The organism is Streptomyces sp. NPDC049887, assembly GCF_040656535.1.
Classification (GTDB): Bacteria; Actinomycetota; Actinomycetes; order Streptomycetales; family Streptomycetaceae; genus Streptomyces.
Window position 1 is genome coordinate 56,915 of the sequence record NZ_JBFAMM010000004.1, and the last position, 15,259, is coordinate 72,173.

The 15,259-nt window shown below is 72.4% G+C and carries 15 protein-coding genes, 2 tRNA genes and 2 pseudogenes; 9 read left to right on the forward strand and 10 right to left on the reverse strand.

Features of this window, described 5'->3' with window-relative positions:
* Window positions 1-40 precede the first annotated feature (40 nt).
* The 4 genes from AB0J10_RS06370 (at window position 41) to AB0J10_RS06385 (ending at window position 1,745) form a co-directional block, all read left to right on the forward strand.
* A complete protein-coding gene (locus AB0J10_RS06370; protein WP_363058410.1) occupies window positions 41-727 on the forward strand; it encodes a hypothetical protein in 687 nt (228 codons plus the stop codon).
* A 136-nt stretch (window positions 728-863) separates the two neighbouring features.
* Window positions 864-1,157 (forward strand): transposase, encoded by a 294-nt coding sequence (locus AB0J10_RS06375; RefSeq protein WP_363058412.1) that lies wholly within the window; start codon window positions 864-866, stop codon window positions 1,155-1,157.
* Window positions 1,158-1,177: 20 nt separating this feature from the next.
* The gene (locus tag AB0J10_RS06380) at window positions 1,178-1,477 is read left to right on the forward strand and encodes an IS3 family transposase (RefSeq protein WP_363058414.1); all 300 of its coding nucleotides are present in this window, start codon (window positions 1,178-1,180) and stop codon (window positions 1,475-1,477) included.
* 19 nt (window positions 1,478-1,496) lie between these two features.
* Window positions 1,497-1,745, forward strand: coding sequence for a hypothetical protein (locus tag AB0J10_RS06385; RefSeq protein ID WP_363058416.1), 249 nt, complete (start codon window positions 1,497-1,499; stop codon window positions 1,743-1,745).
* 36 nt (window positions 1,746-1,781) lie between these two features.
* Here AB0J10_RS06385 and AB0J10_RS06390 read toward each other — a convergent pair whose 3' ends face one another.
* The gene (locus AB0J10_RS06390) at window positions 1,782-2,285 is read right to left on the reverse strand and encodes a helix-turn-helix transcriptional regulator (RefSeq protein ID WP_363058418.1); all 504 of its coding nucleotides are present in this window, start codon (window positions 2,283-2,285) and stop codon (window positions 1,782-1,784) included.
* 203 nt (window positions 2,286-2,488) lie between these two features.
* Window positions 2,489-2,562: transfer RNA gene (locus AB0J10_RS06395), tRNA-Lys, on the reverse strand.
* A gap of 678 nt (window positions 2,563-3,240) precedes the next feature.
* On the opposite strand from AB0J10_RS06395, the pseudogene AB0J10_RS06400 reads away from it, so the two are divergent.
* The 4 genes and pseudogenes from AB0J10_RS06400 to AB0J10_RS06415 form a co-directional block, all read left to right on the forward strand.
* Window positions 3,241-4,035 (forward strand): annotated as a pseudogene (locus AB0J10_RS06400) (peptidoglycan-binding protein); the annotation flags it as partial.
* A 381-nt stretch (window positions 4,036-4,416) separates the two neighbouring features.
* Window positions 4,417-4,671, forward strand: a pseudogene (locus AB0J10_RS06405) (peptidoglycan-binding protein); the annotation flags it as partial.
* Complete coding sequence (locus AB0J10_RS06410; protein WP_363058420.1) at window positions 4,668-6,581, forward strand: SPFH domain-containing protein; 1,914 nt, start codon at window positions 4,668-4,670, stop codon at window positions 6,579-6,581. The pseudogene AB0J10_RS06405 and the gene AB0J10_RS06410, both read left to right, overlap by 4 nt.
* A 143-nt stretch (window positions 6,582-6,724) precedes the next feature.
* Entirely contained in the window at window positions 6,725-7,312 is a 588-nt protein-coding gene (locus AB0J10_RS06415; RefSeq protein WP_363058422.1) for a lytic polysaccharide monooxygenase, read from the forward strand.
* 825 nt (window positions 7,313-8,137) lie between these two features.
* On the opposite strand, the gene AB0J10_RS06420 is transcribed toward AB0J10_RS06415, so the two are convergent.
* From AB0J10_RS06420 to ehuB, 6 genes are all read right to left on the reverse strand, one after another.
* A tRNA-Lys gene (locus AB0J10_RS06420) sits at window positions 8,138-8,211 on the reverse strand.
* 136 nt (window positions 8,212-8,347) lie between these two features.
* A complete protein-coding gene (locus AB0J10_RS06425; RefSeq protein WP_336553923.1) occupies window positions 8,348-9,106 on the reverse strand; it encodes an IclR family transcriptional regulator C-terminal domain-containing protein in 759 nt (252 codons plus the stop codon).
* A gap of 167 nt (window positions 9,107-9,273) precedes the next feature.
* A complete protein-coding gene (gene ehuA / locus AB0J10_RS06430; protein ID WP_363058424.1) occupies window positions 9,274-10,041 on the reverse strand; it encodes an ectoine/hydroxyectoine ABC transporter ATP-binding protein EhuA in 768 nt (255 codons plus the stop codon).
* The gene (gene ehuD / locus AB0J10_RS06435; RefSeq protein WP_363058426.1) at window positions 10,031-10,681 is read right to left on the reverse strand and encodes an ectoine/hydroxyectoine ABC transporter permease subunit EhuD; all 651 of its coding nucleotides are present in this window, start codon (window positions 10,679-10,681) and stop codon (window positions 10,031-10,033) included. The genes ehuA and ehuD overlap by 11 nt, the downstream gene beginning before the upstream one ends.
* Window positions 10,678-11,337, reverse strand: a complete 660-nt coding sequence (gene ehuC / locus AB0J10_RS06440; RefSeq protein ID WP_138055042.1) for an ectoine/hydroxyectoine ABC transporter permease subunit EhuC — start codon at window positions 11,335-11,337, stop codon at window positions 10,678-10,680. Before ehuC ends, ehuD begins: the two co-directional genes overlap by 4 nt.
* Complete coding sequence (gene ehuB / locus AB0J10_RS06445; RefSeq protein WP_363058428.1) at window positions 11,334-12,215, reverse strand: ectoine/hydroxyectoine ABC transporter substrate-binding protein EhuB; 882 nt, start codon at window positions 12,213-12,215, stop codon at window positions 11,334-11,336. Before ehuB ends, ehuC begins: the two co-directional genes overlap by 4 nt.
* Before the next feature lie 42 nt (window positions 12,216-12,257).
* On the opposite strand from ehuB, the gene AB0J10_RS06450 reads away from it, so the two are divergent.
* Entirely contained in the window at window positions 12,258-12,749 is a 492-nt protein-coding gene (locus AB0J10_RS06450; RefSeq protein WP_363058430.1) for a DUF3830 family protein, read from the forward strand.
* A 126-nt stretch (window positions 12,750-12,875) separates the two neighbouring features.
* On the opposite strand, the gene AB0J10_RS06455 is transcribed toward AB0J10_RS06450, so the two are convergent.
* Both AB0J10_RS06455 and AB0J10_RS06460 read right to left on the reverse strand, forming a co-directional pair.
* Complete coding sequence (locus tag AB0J10_RS06455) at window positions 12,876-14,294, reverse strand: amidase (protein ID WP_363058432.1); 1,419 nt, start codon at window positions 14,292-14,294, stop codon at window positions 12,876-12,878.
* Window positions 14,284-15,237, reverse strand: coding sequence for a D-2-hydroxyacid dehydrogenase (locus tag AB0J10_RS06460; RefSeq protein ID WP_363058434.1), 954 nt, complete (start codon window positions 15,235-15,237; stop codon window positions 14,284-14,286). The genes AB0J10_RS06455 and AB0J10_RS06460 overlap by 11 nt, the downstream gene beginning before the upstream one ends.
* Window positions 15,238-15,259 lie beyond the last annotated feature (22 nt).

Sequence of the window (15,259 nt, forward strand, 5' to 3'; positions counted from 1 at the left end):
CCCCTTCCGATTCCCCGTACATCCGCAAAGGAGCATCCCGATGACACACCGAAAACCACGCACCGGCCACGGCGGCCGCAGAGCCGCACGGTTCGGCATGCTCGTCGCCGCCTGCACGGCCGGCTTCGCCACGGCGAGCCCGGCCGGGGCGGCATCGTCCGTGTCGACCGGCAACCGCCATGTCGGCGTCGCGGTGGACGAAGCACACGCGAACGCCGGACCCAGGCACCGCTTCGACTACGACGACGAGTTCGCGGTCCATGAACTCGGAACACGCCTCGGCGTCGGTGCGCGCAACAGGGCGGTCGCCCGTTCCACGGGCTGCTCGCTCGACAACCCGTGCCGCTCGGTCGCCCTGTCGTTCCAGGTCGTCACCGTCACCGGCACGATCACGCGCCTCAACGCCGCGAACAACAGCCGCGCGGTCAACGACCACTGCGACGGCTGCCAGACGTTCGCCGGCGCCTACCAGTTCATCGTCTCCACCCCGTACTCGTTCACGCTGAGCCGCCCGGTCAGGAACGAACTCGCCCGGCTCGAAAGGCGACTGGGCGAACTGGAGCGCAGCCGCGAGCCGATCAGCACCGTCAGGACCCGCGCCGACTCCCTGGCCTCCGAGGTCGTGAACCTGCTCAGGGGGGCGGTGGCGGCCGCACCTCGCGGCGAGACCGTCAACCCGCTGCAGAGCTTCCGGCCCACCGTCACCCTGCGGCGCCACATCGACTAGGGCGTGTTGCGGCACACGTGCGGCAGACGGGGTCTGCCCGCCGCTCCGCGCCGTACCCCACCCGCCTGCCGGCTCGGGGCCCCCTCCCCGAGCCGGCAGGTGAACCCGTCTCCAGTCCTCCGGAGGACCACCATCCATGAGTTACCCACCCGAGGTGCGTCGTCGGGCCCTCGACCTGCTGGCCGTCGGCGAGCCCGTGAAGAAGGTCGCGGTCGACCTCGGCCTCAGCGAGCGGACGCTCTACCAGTGGCGGCGCAGATACCTGCCGCAACTGCGGCACCAGCGGTACTTCCCCGACGCCGGGACGGAACTCACGGCCGCGCGCAGACGCATCACGGAACTGGAGACCGAGGTCGCCGTCCTCCGGCGCGCGACCGAACTGCTGCGGGACGCGATGTCCCCAAAAGACGATTCGAGGCAGTACGCGTGATGGCTCACGAGGGCTTGCCCGTGCGGATCACCACGCGCGTCCTGGGGGTGACCGAGTCCGGGTACTTCACCTGGCGTTCCCGTCCTCCCTCCGCACGTTCCGTCCGTCACTCCTGGCTCACCGAAGTCATCTCCGCCATCCACGCCGCTTCGCACGGGACCTATGGATACCGGCGCATCCACGACGAACTGACCTCGCGCCACGGCATCGCGGTCAGCCACGGCACGGTGCAGCTCCTGATGCGCCGCGCCGGACTCCGGGGTCTCTCCGTCGGCGAACGGCGCCGTCCCCGGCCGACTCCCAAGAGGTTGCCGGCCTGAACGAGAGAGCGATCCGACCATGAGCATGGAATACCCGTCGTTCCCGACACCGCCGCTGCCCATTTCCGCGTGTCTGCGCCCTCATCTGCGGGTGGGGGAGGACCTACCGGCAACCCAGGCCCACCAGGTGATGCTGCACTGCGCCCTGGACGCGGCATGCGTCCCGGTGCGGCTGACCGACACCCGTGCCGTCGCCCGGATCGCCGAACTCGACTTCCACACGGTGAACGCCGTGATCGGCTGGCTGCGGACGCTGAGCGAGCGCTGACCCCTGTGGGCCGGTTGGGTGCCGGTGGGGCGCGGTTCAGTCGCCGGTGGGGTGGGGGTCGGTGCGGTGGCCCGTGCGGGGTCCTGTGCCGGTGTCTGCGCCGACGCCGGTACCTGTGCCGGTGTCGGTACCTGTGCCGGTGTCGGTACGTGCGGGTGTGTCGGTGTCGGGTCGGTGGGTGTTGCGCAGGAGGGATTCGACGAGTGCGGTGACGTGGCGGCGGTCGGCGGGGGAGAGCTGTTGGACGCTGGCGATGAGGGTGGCGACCTCGGGGTCGGCGGGTGCGCCGGGGGTCTCCTCGAAGTACAGGTGGATCCCGCAGGCTTCGGCAGCGGCTCTGCGGACGGAGTCCAGGGGTAGTTCCAGCCCTCTGGCCAGGCCCTCCAGCGTGGCCTGCTGCGGCATGCGGGTGACGCGTTCGGCGGTGGCCAGGTGGTGCACGGTGGAACGCGGGACGCCCCCGCGCCGGGCCACGTCGCCGTAGGACCAGCCCTGCTGCTCCAGCCGGCTCTTCACCAATTCCTGCAGTGCGTTGGCCACGCGAGGGATTCTTCCTGCCGTGGGACGGAGTGACGCGTACGGGTGAGTCCGAGTGTATGCCGCAGGCGGGGTGTCCCTCCCTTGCCGCCCGCCGTCCGGAGGTCTCCCGGCGGTGGGCGCCCAGCGCCGGGCGGGCTTGCGCGCGCATGCGAAAGGGCGCCCTCGGAGGCCGAGGACGCCCAGGTCAGCGAACTGATCGCCGGTGCGCCGCCAGGGACTCGAACCCCGGACCCGCTGATTAAGAGTCAGCTGCTCTAACCAACTGAGCTAGCGGCGCCTGCTGACCCGGAGAACTTTACCGGACCCCCTGCGATGCTCCTGACCATTTCCTTGCGCGTTCCGGCCTGTCGGATGGTCGTTTTTTCGCTTTGCTCCGTCAAAATGCGATTTGTCGTTACGAAAGTGCGTGGTGGATCTGGAGAGGTAAGGGATGACCGTTCCGGTGTTCGAGGAGTACGAGCCGGCCGGCGACTGCGTCTGCCCCGGCTGCGCCCAGCAGCGGCGGGAGCGGGCCCGTGCCCTGCCGGTGCGTGCCGGCGGTCACCCGGCCGCGCACGGCGCCCGCCGCGCTCTCGTACTGGTCACCGCGGCGGGAGCGGTGCTGAGTGGCGGGAACGCGGGGGCCCTGGCCGACCCCGGAGCGGGGCGTCCCCCGGTGCCCGAACCGGAAGCGGCCGCGCCCCGGACCGCACGGTCCGGGGCGCCTGCCGTCGCGGCGCAAGCGGCGGCTCCGCCACGGCGACCGGTCGGGGAGCGGGCGGCCAGGGTCCACACCGCCCGGGCCGGGCGCGCCGGACCGGGGCGCGACCGGCCGGAACGGGACCCGGCCCCGGCCCCGGCCCCGGTGGAGCGTGCAGGAACGGACAGTGCCCCGGTGGGCCCCGGCGGTACGGACCGCCCCCGTGCCGATCGTGTCCGCGCGGTGGGCCCCGCCGGGTCCGGGCGCGATCCCCGCCCCGACCCGGAGACCCCGCAGGGCGGTCAGGAACCGCTGCACGGCGGCCCGATCGCCGGCCCCGCCGGGACGGCCGGTCTGCGCAAGATGGCCCGTGCCGACATCATGAACCGGGCGAAGCGCTGGGTGAACGCCAAGGTCCCGTACTCCATGAGCAGGTACTGGGCGGACGGCTACCGGCAGGACTGCTCCGGCTACGTCTCCATGGCCTGGCACCTCCCGGGCAACGAATGGACGGGCAGCCTCGCCCAGTTCGGCACGCGCATCGAACGCAAGGACCTGCAGCCCGGCGACATCCTGCTCTTCCACAACCTGAGCAATCCGTCCAAGGGCTCCCATGTCACGATCTTCGGCGGCTGGGCGGACAGTGCCCGCACGAAGTACATCGCGTACGAGCAGGCCAGGCCGAACACCCGCAGGCAGACCACGCCCCTGGCCTACTGGAGCAACTCCGACCAGTACGTGGCCTACCGCTACAAGGCGGTGAAGGGCGTCGGCACCGCGGGCGGGACGATCGAGGGGATCGAGGGGCTCGGGGAGATCGGGGAGATCGGGTTCCCCGGTGTGGGGGTCTTCGCGCCCGGCGAGGACAACGCGCACGTCGCCCGGCTCGCGAGGTTGCTGGCGGAGCAGGGCTTCGGAAGCGACGACACGGCCGGTCCGGGGTCGCGCTGGGGGGAGGCGCACCGGCGTGCCACCCAGGCGTTCCAGCACGCCCAGGGCTGGAGGGGCAGGGAGGCGGACGGGGTGCCGGGGCCGGACACCTGGCGCCTGCTGGTGAACGGCACGGGCAGGAAGGCGGCGGCCGGCGCCGACGCGGCCGCGCCGAACGGGCCCGGGCGGCAGGTGGGTTCGGTGGCGGGGGCACCCGCGCCGGCGGCGGGCCCGACCGCGACCGGTCCGGAACAGGTGCCGTCCTCCGCCGCGCGGGCCCCCGCCGGGTCGGGTGCCACGGCTGCGGGATCCGTTTCCGCGGGGGCCCGGCAGGCGGTCCCCGCGCCGACCCCCGTGACCGGGACGCCGTCCGGCGGTCGTGCAGCGGCCGCTCCGGCCCGGCCCGCTTCCACCGTCCGATCCGTCCCTGCCGCTCCCCGCAGACAACCGCCCGCCGCGGCTGCACCCCGCCGGCCGGGCGCCGCGACGGCGGCTCCGGCCGGTTCCCGGAGGCAGGCGTCCGGAGCCGCCGCTTCCGCGCCGGGTTTCCCGGGTCACGGACATTTCCGCCCCGGCAGCTCCGGAAGGCATCTGGACACTCTCCGCCGGCAGCTGGTGAAGCGGGGCTTCGCCAGGCACTACTCCACCCGCCCCGGTCCGCGCTGGGGCGACGCGGACCGTCGCAGCGTCGAGGCGTTCCAGCGCGCGCAGGGCTGGCACGGCGCGGCGGCCGACGGCTACCCCGGCCCCGAGACCTGGCGGCGGCTCTTCTCATGATTCACAACTCCGATGTGCACCGAACCCGCGAGGAGGCGACCGCGGTGACCCCGACGACCCCTTACTCCGAGGACCCTCCGGGTCCCTCTCTTCCGCTCGGCCGGCTGACCTCTGCGTCGGTCGCCGTCCACAGCGCGGGGCTCCCCGTCGCGGGCAGCACGGCCTCCGGCGGGCCCGAACCCGAGGTCATGTCGGGCCCGGAGGCGCCGACGTCGTTCGACGGCGGCCCGGACGCGCACGGCACTCCTGACGGGCACGGCTTTGCGGACCCGTACAACGCCCCCGCGGTGCACGGCGGTCCGGACGGGCACCGCACCTTGGCTCCGCACGGCACACCGGACGTGCACGGCACCGCCGGGCGTGGCGGCGTGCCCGCGGAGGCCGGACTGCCCGCGCCCGCCCATGAGCCCGCTCCGGGGGGCGGGTCCGGGACGGGGCCCGGAACCGCCTTCCCGCCCGAGCCGAGCGGTTCCGCGGACGGGGTCACCGACGCCCGCTGCCACCCGGGCGTCCTGTCCGAGGCGGGCGGGAAGCAGTCCGGCGGCACGCGCGACACCCCGCCCGCGACCGAACGGGCCGAGCGGCAGTTCAGCGGCGCCGGCGGTCGTCGGACGGTCGTCATCGGCACCGATACGACCGGGGCCATCCCCGTCCACCTGCTCTACCGGGACGCCGTCGCGTCCGCCGGAGCGACCACCCGGGGCCCGGCCGGGAAGACCGCGGAGGACCTGCGGACGGAGCCGGCCGGCGGTGCGGACGCCACCCGCCCTCTCAACGGGACGTCCGCCCGCAAGGGGCCGGACGGCGGCGCACAGCCCAAGGACCGCGGGAGCGCCTTCGGCGTGTACGGGCTGACCAAGGACGCCGACGGCGACAGCGGCCCCGACACCATCGCCATGCCCCCGGTGACCTCCGCCACCGGACGGCGGTCCACACCGGCCGCCGGCCGGGCCACCTGCCGGCCGGCACCCCCGCCGGACCCCCGGCTGACCGAACGGCCCGGGCCGGTCCTCCCCGGCTGGACGGCTCTGCTCGCCGGGGTCGTCTCCCTCGTCGTCTGCGCGGCCGTGCTGCACTGGGCGGGCGCATTCCCGCCCGAGGTGACGACGCTCTTCGGGCTGGGCGAACGGCCCTACGGCGGTCTCGGGTTCGTGCACTGGGGCGTGCTCGCCGTGTCCCTTACCGTCGCGCTGTTCTCGCTCGGCGGGCTCGCGCGCGGCCGGGTCGGCCACGCCTGGGTGCTGACGCTGTACGGGGAGTACCGCGGCAGTGTCCGCCGCAGCGGTCTCATGTGGGTGAGTCCGCTGCTGCTCCGCCGCCGGGTGGACGTACGGCTGCGGCACTGGCGCAGCGACCCCATGCCGTCGGTCGACGCCGACGGCACCGCGCTCGAGGCCGTCGTCCTCGTCGTGTGGCGGGTCCGGGACACGGCCCGGGCCGTGCTCGGGGTCGCGAACCATGAGTCGTACCTGAGGGAGCAGGTGGAGGCGGCCCTGGCACGGGTGCTGTCCCAGATCCCGGCCGATGCCTCGGCGCCGGCCGCCGGCGGCGGTCCCGCCCTCGAACTGCGTCCGACGCTCCGCAACGCCGAGGCCGTCGGCGACGCCCTGACGAAGACGCTCGCGGCGGAGTGCGCCCCCATCGGGATCGACGTCTTCTCTGCGCAGCCGACGCGCATCGAGTACGCACCCGAGGTGGCCGCGGCGATGCGCCGCCGTCGGGTCGCCGCCCTGGAGGCCGAGCGCCGCGACACCGTGTTGAGCTCGGTGGTCGACGCGGTGGACGACACGGTGCAACGGCTCACGATGCGCGGGCTGGTGGAGTTCGACGACTACGAGCGCAAGGCCCTCGTGCGCGATCTGACGGTGGCGTTCTGCACGGCGAGGACGGGCGGCGCGGAGACCCCGTGACGGGGGATTGGTGATTGGTCTGGACATGTTCAAAATTCGTCAATAGCTTGGGACTTGGTCTAGACCGGAATCCGCACGACCGCACAAGCGCAGCTGCACGGTACGGCTCACAGAACTCCCCCACGTTCTCAAGGAGCGACAGCATGCGAAAGCGAATAGGCGCGGGCGTCGTCGGCCTCGCGGTGGCGGGGGCGACCCTGCTCGCCACCGGGAGCGCCGGCAGCCACGGCTACACCGACTCCCCGATCAGCCGTCAGAAGCTGTGTGCCAACGGCACCGTGGGCAACTGCGGCGAGATCCAGTGGGAGCCCCAGAGCGTCGAGGGGCCCAAGGGCTTCCCCGGCGCGGGTCCGGCGGACGGGAAGATCTGCGCCGGCGGCAACAGCCGCTTCGCGCAGCTCGACGACCCGCGCGGCGGTGCCTGGCCCACCACCAGGGTGTCGTCGGGCCAGAACCACACCTTCCGGTGGCAGTTCACCGCCATGCACGCCACGACCGACTTCAAGTACTACATCACCAGGAACGGCTGGAACCCCGGCCGGCCGCTCACCAGGGCCGCACTCGATCCGCAGCCCTTCCTGACCATCCCGTACAACGGCCAGCGCCCCCCGGGGACGCTCAGTCACTCGGGCACGTTGCCGTCGAAGTCGGGCCGCCATCTGATCCTGGCGGTGTGGACCATCGCCGACACCCCGAACGCGTTCTACGCCTGCTCCGACGTACAGTTCTGACGTCTCGTCAGTCGCGTGCCGCGGTACGGGTGCCACCTGGAGCGGTACGACCTTCGCGGAGCCGGTCAGGCGCCGGCGGGTGGTCACCGGTTGGGGCTGGTCCACGAGGCTCGTGCCCAGCCACCACCAGGTCGCCCCCGGTGCCGCCGGACCGGCCGTACCGCTCACGGAGCTGCCGCTCCGGGGCCCGGGCCCGGCTGGTGGCGGGAGCCCGGCACGGACGGTCACCGCCCGCTGACGGCGGCCGACGCCGCCCGGCTGCGCCGCTCCTGTGAACGGCAGGGGCAGGGCCGGCTCCTGGATCGGTGAGTCCGGCCGTCGTTCCGACGGACGGGTCTCCCCGGTGCGGCCGGCGGGGCGGGGGCTCCGGGTTCACCGCCGGCCGACGGGCGGGGTGGTCCTGCGGTGGGTCCCGGTCGTGCCGGGCGGTCGCCGGTCGGCGGACGGGACTCCGCTCCGGGCCGACGGGATCCGCCGGCCCGGAGAGACCCCGGTCCGGGCGCGGAGACCTCGCTCGGGCCGGCGGAATCCGGCCCCGGCCCCCGCCCGCACCGGCCGCTGGGCGCTGTGGCACGCATCGAGGCCGCGAACGTGATGGATGTCACCTCCGGAGCCTGCCGTTCCTGCCCGCGAGGACCAGCAAGGGGTGGGCACGGCCGTGTCCGCGGCCGGCGCGGCTCCCGGGTGCGGGCCTCCGGCCGGGTCGGCCCGCGGTGACCGGGCGGTTGCGCGGGGACGGCTGCCCTCGGCTCACGCGGGGAGGGCGCCGGGGCTCCGGGAAACCACGAGGGGCCCTCGCAACTGCGAGGGCCCCTCGTGAGGTTGTGCGCCGCCAGGGACTCGAACCCCGGACCCGCTGATTAAGAGTCAGCTGCTCTAACCAACTGAGCTAGCGGCGCGGGCTGCCGTACTCACCGCTCTCGGCGGCTGACGACAGAAGTAATACTACCCGGTCCGCAGGGGTGCTCCCGACCACCGGACGCAGGCCGCCGGCGCCACGGTCGTGGGCCCTCGGGGCCTCGCGGGCCCGGCCGGTCACAGGGCCAGTGACAGCACCACCGGAGCCGCCCGGCGATTCAGGGTGTCGGCCGCGGCGCGCAGCCGGTGGGCGTGCTCGATCGGGAGCGAAAGCGCCAGGCAGCCCACGGAGGAGCCGGCCGTCAGCGGCACCGCCGCGCAGACCGTGCCCACCGCGTACTCCTGGAGGTCCAGCACCGGGACGGTGGGCGGCTGGGCGTCCAGCTTGGAGAAGAGGATCTTCTCGTTGGTGATCGTCCGGGAGGTGAGCCGGGCGATCTTGTGCCGTGCGAGATGGTCGCGGCGGCCGTTCTGGTCGAGCTGGGTCAGCAGGCACTTGCCGACCGCGCTGGCGTGTGCCGCCGAGCGGAAGTCGACCCACTCGTTGACCTTGGGAGTGCGGGGACCGTCGGCGAACTGGGTGATCTTGACCTCGCCGTCGATGTACCGGCTGATGTAGACCGCCGCGCCGACCGAGTCGCGCAGTTCGCTCAGCGTCTCCTGGAGCTTGCGCTCCAGGGCCTCCCGCCGGGTGACGCCGGAGCCCAGCAGGACCAGGGAGTCGCCGATCACATACGCCCCGTCCGCGACCTGCTCCACGTAGCCCTCGCGGCGGAGCATGAGCAGCAGGGACGTGAGATGGCCGGTCGGCAGTCCGGTCTCGCGCGCGATCTGGACGTCGGTCACCCCGCCGCTGTGCCTGGAGATCGTCTCCAGGACACGCAGTGCGTACTGCACCGAGTGGAACGGCGCGGTCGGCTCGGGCTTCAGCGCCACGGTTTCCCCCTACCAGGTTGTGACCGCAAGCTTCCGTACCACGATAGCCGCCAAGAACCGTTTAGTGGGCGGCTGTTGGCGAGAAATGCAGGGCGCCCCAGGCTCATATCCTGGGGCGCACGACTTTGGCATATGCCAGAGTCACGAGTGGTGCCTGGAGGGAGAGGTCAGAGCACCGCTCCGAGGAACTCACGAGTACGGTCGTGCTCGGGTTCCGAGAAGATTTTCTCCGGGGGTCCGGACTCGATCACCTTCCCGGCGTCGAACATCAGGACCTCGTCGGAGATGTCCCGGGCGAAGTTCATCTCGTGGGTCACGCAGAGCATCGTGATGTCGGTGGTGTGGGCGATGTCCCTGAGGACGTCGAGCACTCCCGCGACCAGCTCCGGATCGAGTGCCGAGGTCACCTCGTCCAGCAGCAGCACCTGCGGCCGCATCGCGAGCGCCCGGGCGATGGCCACCCGCTGCTGCTGGCCGCCCGACAGCTGGGAGGGCCGCGCGTCGACGCGGTCGGCGAGGCCGACCAGGTCCAGCAGCTCGCGGGCGCGTTCCTCGGCCTCGTCCTTGGAGAGCCCGAGCACCCGCACCGGGGCCTCGGTGATGTTCCGCAGCACGGTCATGTTGGGGAACAGGTTGAACTGCTGGAAGACCATGCCGATCTTCTTGCGCACCTCTCTGCGTTCCTTCTCGCCGGCGGGGAACAGCCGGCCGCCGTTGACGTCGATGGTGCCCGAGTCGGGGCTCGCCAGCGTCATCAGCAGCCGCAGGATGGTGGTCTTCCCGGACCCGGAGGGCCCGATCAGCGTGACGTGCTTGCCGGGGCGGACCGAGAAGCACAGGTCGTCCAGGACGGTGTTGTCCCCGAAGCGCTTGGTGACGTTCGTGAAACGGATGAGCTCGTCGTTCTGCTTGGTGAGGTCGGTGTCAGCGGGCAAGGCGGCGCTCCAGGGTCCGTACGAGCAGGGATGCCGGGTAGGCGATGAGGATGAAGGCGATGCCGACGACCGTCAGCGGCTCCGTGTACTGGAAGGTCGCCGCGCTCTCCAGCCGGGACTGCTGGAGCATCTCCAGCACGCTGATCCCGGCGAGGAGCGGAGTGTCCTTGAGCATCGCGATGACGTAGTTGCCGAGGGCGGGCGCGATCCGGCGGACCGCCTGCGGCAGGATCACGGCGGACCAGGTCCGGTGGGCGGGCAGGCTCAGGGCCGTCGCCGCCTCCCACTGCCCGGCCGGTACGGCGTCGATGCCGGCCCGGTAGACCTGCGCGGTGTACGTCGAGTAGTGCAGGCCGATGGCGATCGTGCCCGTGGTGAGCGCGGAGAACTGCACCCCCCACTCCGGCAGCACGAAGAACAGGAAGAACAGCTGCACCAGTAGCGGGGTGTTGCGGATGAACTCGGTGACCATCCCCACCGGCCAGCGCACGAAGCGCGAGCCGGAGCGCAGTCCCAGCGCCCAGACCAGGCCGAGCGTGAAGGACAGCAGCGAGCCCAGCACCAGGATCTGCAGCGTGACGAGCACGCCCTCCCAGAAACGCGGCATGAAGTCCGCGACCGCGGACCAGTCCCAGGTCACTTGACCACCACCCCCAGGTTCGCCTTGGTCTTCCGTTCCAGGGCCTTCATCGAGCGGGTGATGAGGAACGCGAGCACGAAGTAGATCACCAGCGTGACCGTGTAGATCTGCGCGCTCTCCTGGGTCGCCAGCCGCACCAGGTAGGCCGCGAACGACACGTCGCCCACACCCAGCAGCGAGACCAGCGCCGTGCCCTTCAGCAGCTCGACCGCCAGGTTGCAGAAGGACGGGATCATCTCGGGCACGGCCTGCGGCAGCAGGATCAGCCGCATCCGCTGCCAGGGCGTGAAGCTCAGCGCGACGCCGGCCTCCCGCTGGGCCGGGGTGACGGCGTTCAGCGCACCGCGCACGATCTCCGCGCCGTACGCGCCGTAGGACAGGCCGAGGGCCAGCACGGCCGCCCACATCGGTACCAACTGCCAGCCCAGCAGCGGCGGGAGGACGAAGAACAGCCAGAACATCAGGACCAGGGCCGAGGTCCCGCGGAACACCTCGGTGTAGAAGGCCGCGACGAAGCGGACCGCCTTGGAGCGATGAGTTCTGGCCATACCGACACCGAACGCGACGGCGGTGGCCAGCGCGGCGCTGTAGAGGGTGAGCTGGACGGTGATCCAGATCCCGGGAAGCACCCAGTTCTGCCAGAGTCCGGAGGTCATCGGCACAGCTCCTTCGCCGTGAGCTCGGTCATCTCGGCCTTGGTGAAGCCGAACCGGCTCAGGATGCGGAAGAGCTCGCCGCTCCTCTTCATCTTGTGGATCTCGGCGTTGAAGGCGTCCCGCAGCTCGGTGTCGGTCGGCCGGAAGGCGAAGCCCCCGCCGTCGATCTTCTTCTTGCCGTCGACGATCGCCGCGAACGGCTTCGTCGCCTCGGCCTTCCTGCTCTTGCGGACCACTTCGCGGGTCGTGAGCGCGGTCCCGGCGAAGACGTCGACGCGCCCGGACTCGACGGCGTTCAGTCCGGCCACCTGGTCCTGGAGGATGACGATGTCCTTCTCGGGGTACCCGGCCGCCACTGCGTAGCCGATCTCGGCGTATCCGGTGCCCGTTGCGAACTTCGCCTTCGTCCGCACGACATCCTCGTAACTGTGCAGGTTCTTCGGATTCCCCTTGCGCACGATGAAGGAGTCGAGCATCTGGTATTCGGGATCGGAGAAGATGACCTGCGCGCAGCGCTCCTTGTTGATGTACATTCCGGCTGAAACGACATCGAACTGCTGGGAGTTGAGGCCGGGGATGAGTGAGGCGAAGTCGGTCGCCACCGGCTGCACGTTCGCCACCCCGAGCCGTTTGAAGACCGCCTTCGCCAGTTCCGGGGCCTCCCCGGTGAACTCGCCCTGTTCGTCTATGTATCCGTACGGCACCTCGCCCGCGATGCCGAGCCGCACCGTGCCCTGGGATCTCAGCCTGGCCAGGCTGTCGCCGGAGGGGACCCGTGCGCAACCGGTCGCGCCGGCAACGCCGGCCGCGCCGAGTGCACCAGCGGTCCCCAGGAGCAGGCTGCGCCTGCGTATCGGATGTCTGGTGTCTGGAGCCATGGCGGCGCGGCTACCCGGCCTCAGACGGGGTATGCGTCGGCAATGGCCGATCGATTCATCGAAGTTTCGCTCACCAAGCGCGGAGTGCGCTGCACCGCGCGGCTCCTGGACGACCGGGCGCCGCTGACCTGCCAGGCCGTGTGGGAGGCGCTGCCGCTCGGCGGCGACGTGTACCACGCGAAGTACGCGCGCAACGAGATCTACGCCCTGTTCCCCGCCTTCGCCGACCGGGAGCCACCGCTGGAGAACCCGACGGTGACCCCGATCCCGGGCGACCTCTGCTACTTCACCTTCAGCGGTACGGAGCTGGGGACCGCCGCGTACGGCTACGACCGGGACCTGTCCCGGCCGGTGACCGTCGACCTCGCGCTCTTCTACGAGCGCAACAACCTGCTGCTCAACGGCGACACCGGCTGGGTGCCGGGCATCGTGTGGGGCCAGGTGGTCGAGGGCCTCGACCGGATGGCCGACGCCTGCCAGGACCTGTGGCGCGCCGGGGCACTCGGCGAGACGCTGTCGTTCCGCCGCGCCTGACCGGGGCGCGCCAGGGCCCCCGGAGGGCCGGGGCGCCCGCTTCCCGGTGCCGCGCCGGAGTGAACGCCGTCCGGTGCGGCACCGGGGGCGTGCGGACCGAACGCCGTGTCGGTGATCCGCAAGCCCTCAGCCGGCGGCGGGCGGTGCCGGCAGCGCCGCCGCGCCCGAGGCGTAGAGGGCGTGCGCCGCGCGAAGGACCAGGGCGTCCGCGTGGCGGGGACCGACCAGCTGGACCCCCACCGGCAGCCCGTCCCCGTCCACCCCGCACGGCACCGTCGCCGCCGGCTGCTGGGTGAGGTTGAACGGGTACGTGAACGGGGTCCACCCCGTCCAGCGCCGGTGGCCGGAGCCCTTCGGCACCTCCACGCCCGCCTCGAAGGCGGTGATCGGCAGCGTCGGCGTGATCAGCAGGTCGTACGCCGTGTGGAACCGCCCGAGCCGGCGCCCGAGCTCCATCCGGGCGTCCACGGCGGCGAGGTAGTCGAGGGCCGAGGCCCGCTCGCCCTCCGAGCAGATCTCCCGCAGCCCCGGGTCCAGCAAATCCCGCTGCTCCCGGCCGAAGTGCTGCACCACGCGTGCCGCACCGGTGAACCACAGGGTGTGGAAGGCCTCCACCGGGTCGGTGATGTCCGGGTCCGCCTCCTCGACCCAGGCGCCCAGCCCGGCCAGCCGCTCCACCGCGCCGCGCACCGCCGAGGCGACGGCCGGGCGGACCGCCACCTGACCGCCGAAGGAAGGCGAGTACGCGACCCGCAGTCCCTTCACGCCCTCGGCGAGGCCCTCGCCCGTCCTCGGCGCGGGAGCCAGTTGTGACCAGTCCCGCCAGTCGGGGCCGCTGAGCGCGTCCAGCAGCAGTGCCGCGTCCGCCGCGTCCCGGGTCATCGGCCCGGCATGGGCCAGCGTGCCGAACGGACTCGACGGATAGAGCGGGATCCGGCCGTACGTCGGCTTCAGCCCGAAGATCCCGCAGAACGACGCCGGGATGCGGACCGAGCCGCCGCCGTCCGTGCCGATCGACAGCGGGGCCGCGCCCAGCGCCACGGCCGCCGCGCTCCCGCCGCTGGATCCGCCGGCCGTGCGGGAGACGTCGTACGGATTCCGGGTGACCCCGGTCAGCGGGGAGTCCGTGACGCCCTTCCAGCCGAACTCCGGCGTCGTGGTCTTGCCGACGAACACCGCGCCCTGCTCGCGCAGCCGTGCCACGGCAGGGGCGTCCTCGTCCCAGGCCGGGCCGTCCGGGCGCACCGTCCTGGAGCCCCGGAGCGTCGGCCCGCCCGCCTGCAGCAGGATGTCCTTGACCGTGACCGGTACGCCGTCGAGGGGCCCCAGTGGCTCCTTCCTCCGGCGGCGCTCGGTGGCCGCCTCCGCCTGCGCCAGCGCCCGATCGCCGTCGATCCGGACGAACGCGTTCGTGAGGCGCTGCGCCGCCTCGGCCCGGTCGAGCACCGCGCGTACCGCCTCCAGCGGGGAGAAGTCGCCGCGCTCGTAGCCGGCGATGAGGTGACGTGCGGTCAGGGCACTCAGGTCGTTCGGCTCAGGAGTCATGGGAGGGGACGTACCCACGTTTCTTGTCGACCACGTTCGGCAGCGGCTTTCCGGCCGCCCAGAGGTCGAACAGCCCGACGAACTGTTCGCCCAGCCGATCGCGCCAGCCGACGGTGTCCCCGCTCATGTGCGGCGAGACGATCAGCCCCGGCACGTCCCACAGCCGGCTGTCGGGCGGCAGCGGCTCCTCCTCGAAGACGTCCAGGGCGGCGCCCGCGATCCTCCGCCCGGTCAGTGCCGGGACCAGGTCGTCCTCCACCACCAGCGCGCCACGTCCGACGTTGACGAAGCGGGCCGAGGGGCGCATCAGCGAGAACCGCCGGGCGTCGAACATGCCCCGGGTGGCCTCCGTCAGCGGGGCCGCGCACACGACCCAGTCGGCGCGTGCGAGAAGCCCGTCCAGCTCCTCGGCGCCGTGCACCCCGGGGCGGGCCGTGCGTCCGGTGACGGCGACGTCGAGGCCCAGCGCCCGCAGCGTGCGTGCGATCGCCAGTCCGATCGGGCCGGCGCCGACCACCACCGCCCGGCCGCCCGCCACCGGCAGTGACTCGCGGTGCCGCCACCGCCGTTGCCGCTGGAGCTCCAGCGTCCCCGGCAGGTCCTTGGCCATCGTGAGCACCAGTGCGGCCACGTACTCGGCGATGGGCTGCTCGAAGATTCCGCGGGCGTTGGTCAGGACCGTGTCGGAGGCCGAGAACTCGGGGCAGAGCAGCCGGTCGACGCCGGCGCTCGGGGTGTGCACCCAGCGGGGCCGCGAACCGCCCCCGGGCCAGGCCAGCCGCACCGCGTCGGAGGTGAAGTCCCACACCAGGAGGGCGTCGGCCCCGGGCAGTTCGGCGGCGAGGGAGCCGGCGTCCGCGTACCGGACGTCGGCGCGCCCGGTGAGACTTCCGAGCCGCGGCGGAGGGTCTGCTTCCAGTACGAGGAGAACCGGTAGGGACATCGCGCGGAAACCGTTTCTGAAC

Coding starts and splice junctions, on each gene's coding strand:
- AB0J10_RS06460 (WP_363058434.1), bottom strand. CDS start 15,237: ATGTCCCTACCGGTTCTCCTCGTACTGGAAGCAGACCCTCCGCCGCGG.
- AB0J10_RS06450 (WP_363058430.1), top strand. CDS start 12,258: ATGGCCGATCGATTCATCGAAGTTTCGCTCACCAAGCGCGGAGTGCGC.
- AB0J10_RS06385 (WP_363058416.1), top strand. CDS start 1,497: ATGAGCATGGAATACCCGTCGTTCCCGACACCGCCGCTGCCCATTTCC.
- AB0J10_RS06375 (WP_363058412.1), top strand. CDS start 864: ATGAGTTACCCACCCGAGGTGCGTCGTCGGGCCCTCGACCTGCTGGCC.
- ehuB (WP_363058428.1), bottom strand. CDS start 12,215: ATGGCTCCAGACACCAGACATCCGATACGCAGGCGCAGCCTGCTCCTG.
- AB0J10_RS06410 (WP_363058420.1), top strand. CDS start 4,668: ATGATTCACAACTCCGATGTGCACCGAACCCGCGAGGAGGCGACCGCG.
- AB0J10_RS06370 (WP_363058410.1), top strand. CDS start 41: ATGACACACCGAAAACCACGCACCGGCCACGGCGGCCGCAGAGCCGCA.
- AB0J10_RS06415 (WP_363058422.1), top strand. CDS start 6,725: ATGCGAAAGCGAATAGGCGCGGGCGTCGTCGGCCTCGCGGTGGCGGGG.
- AB0J10_RS06455 (WP_363058432.1), bottom strand. CDS start 14,294: ATGACTCCTGAGCCGAACGACCTGAGTGCCCTGACCGCACGTCACCTC.
- ehuC (WP_138055042.1), bottom strand. CDS start 11,337: ATGACCTCCGGACTCTGGCAGAACTGGGTGCTTCCCGGGATCTGGATC.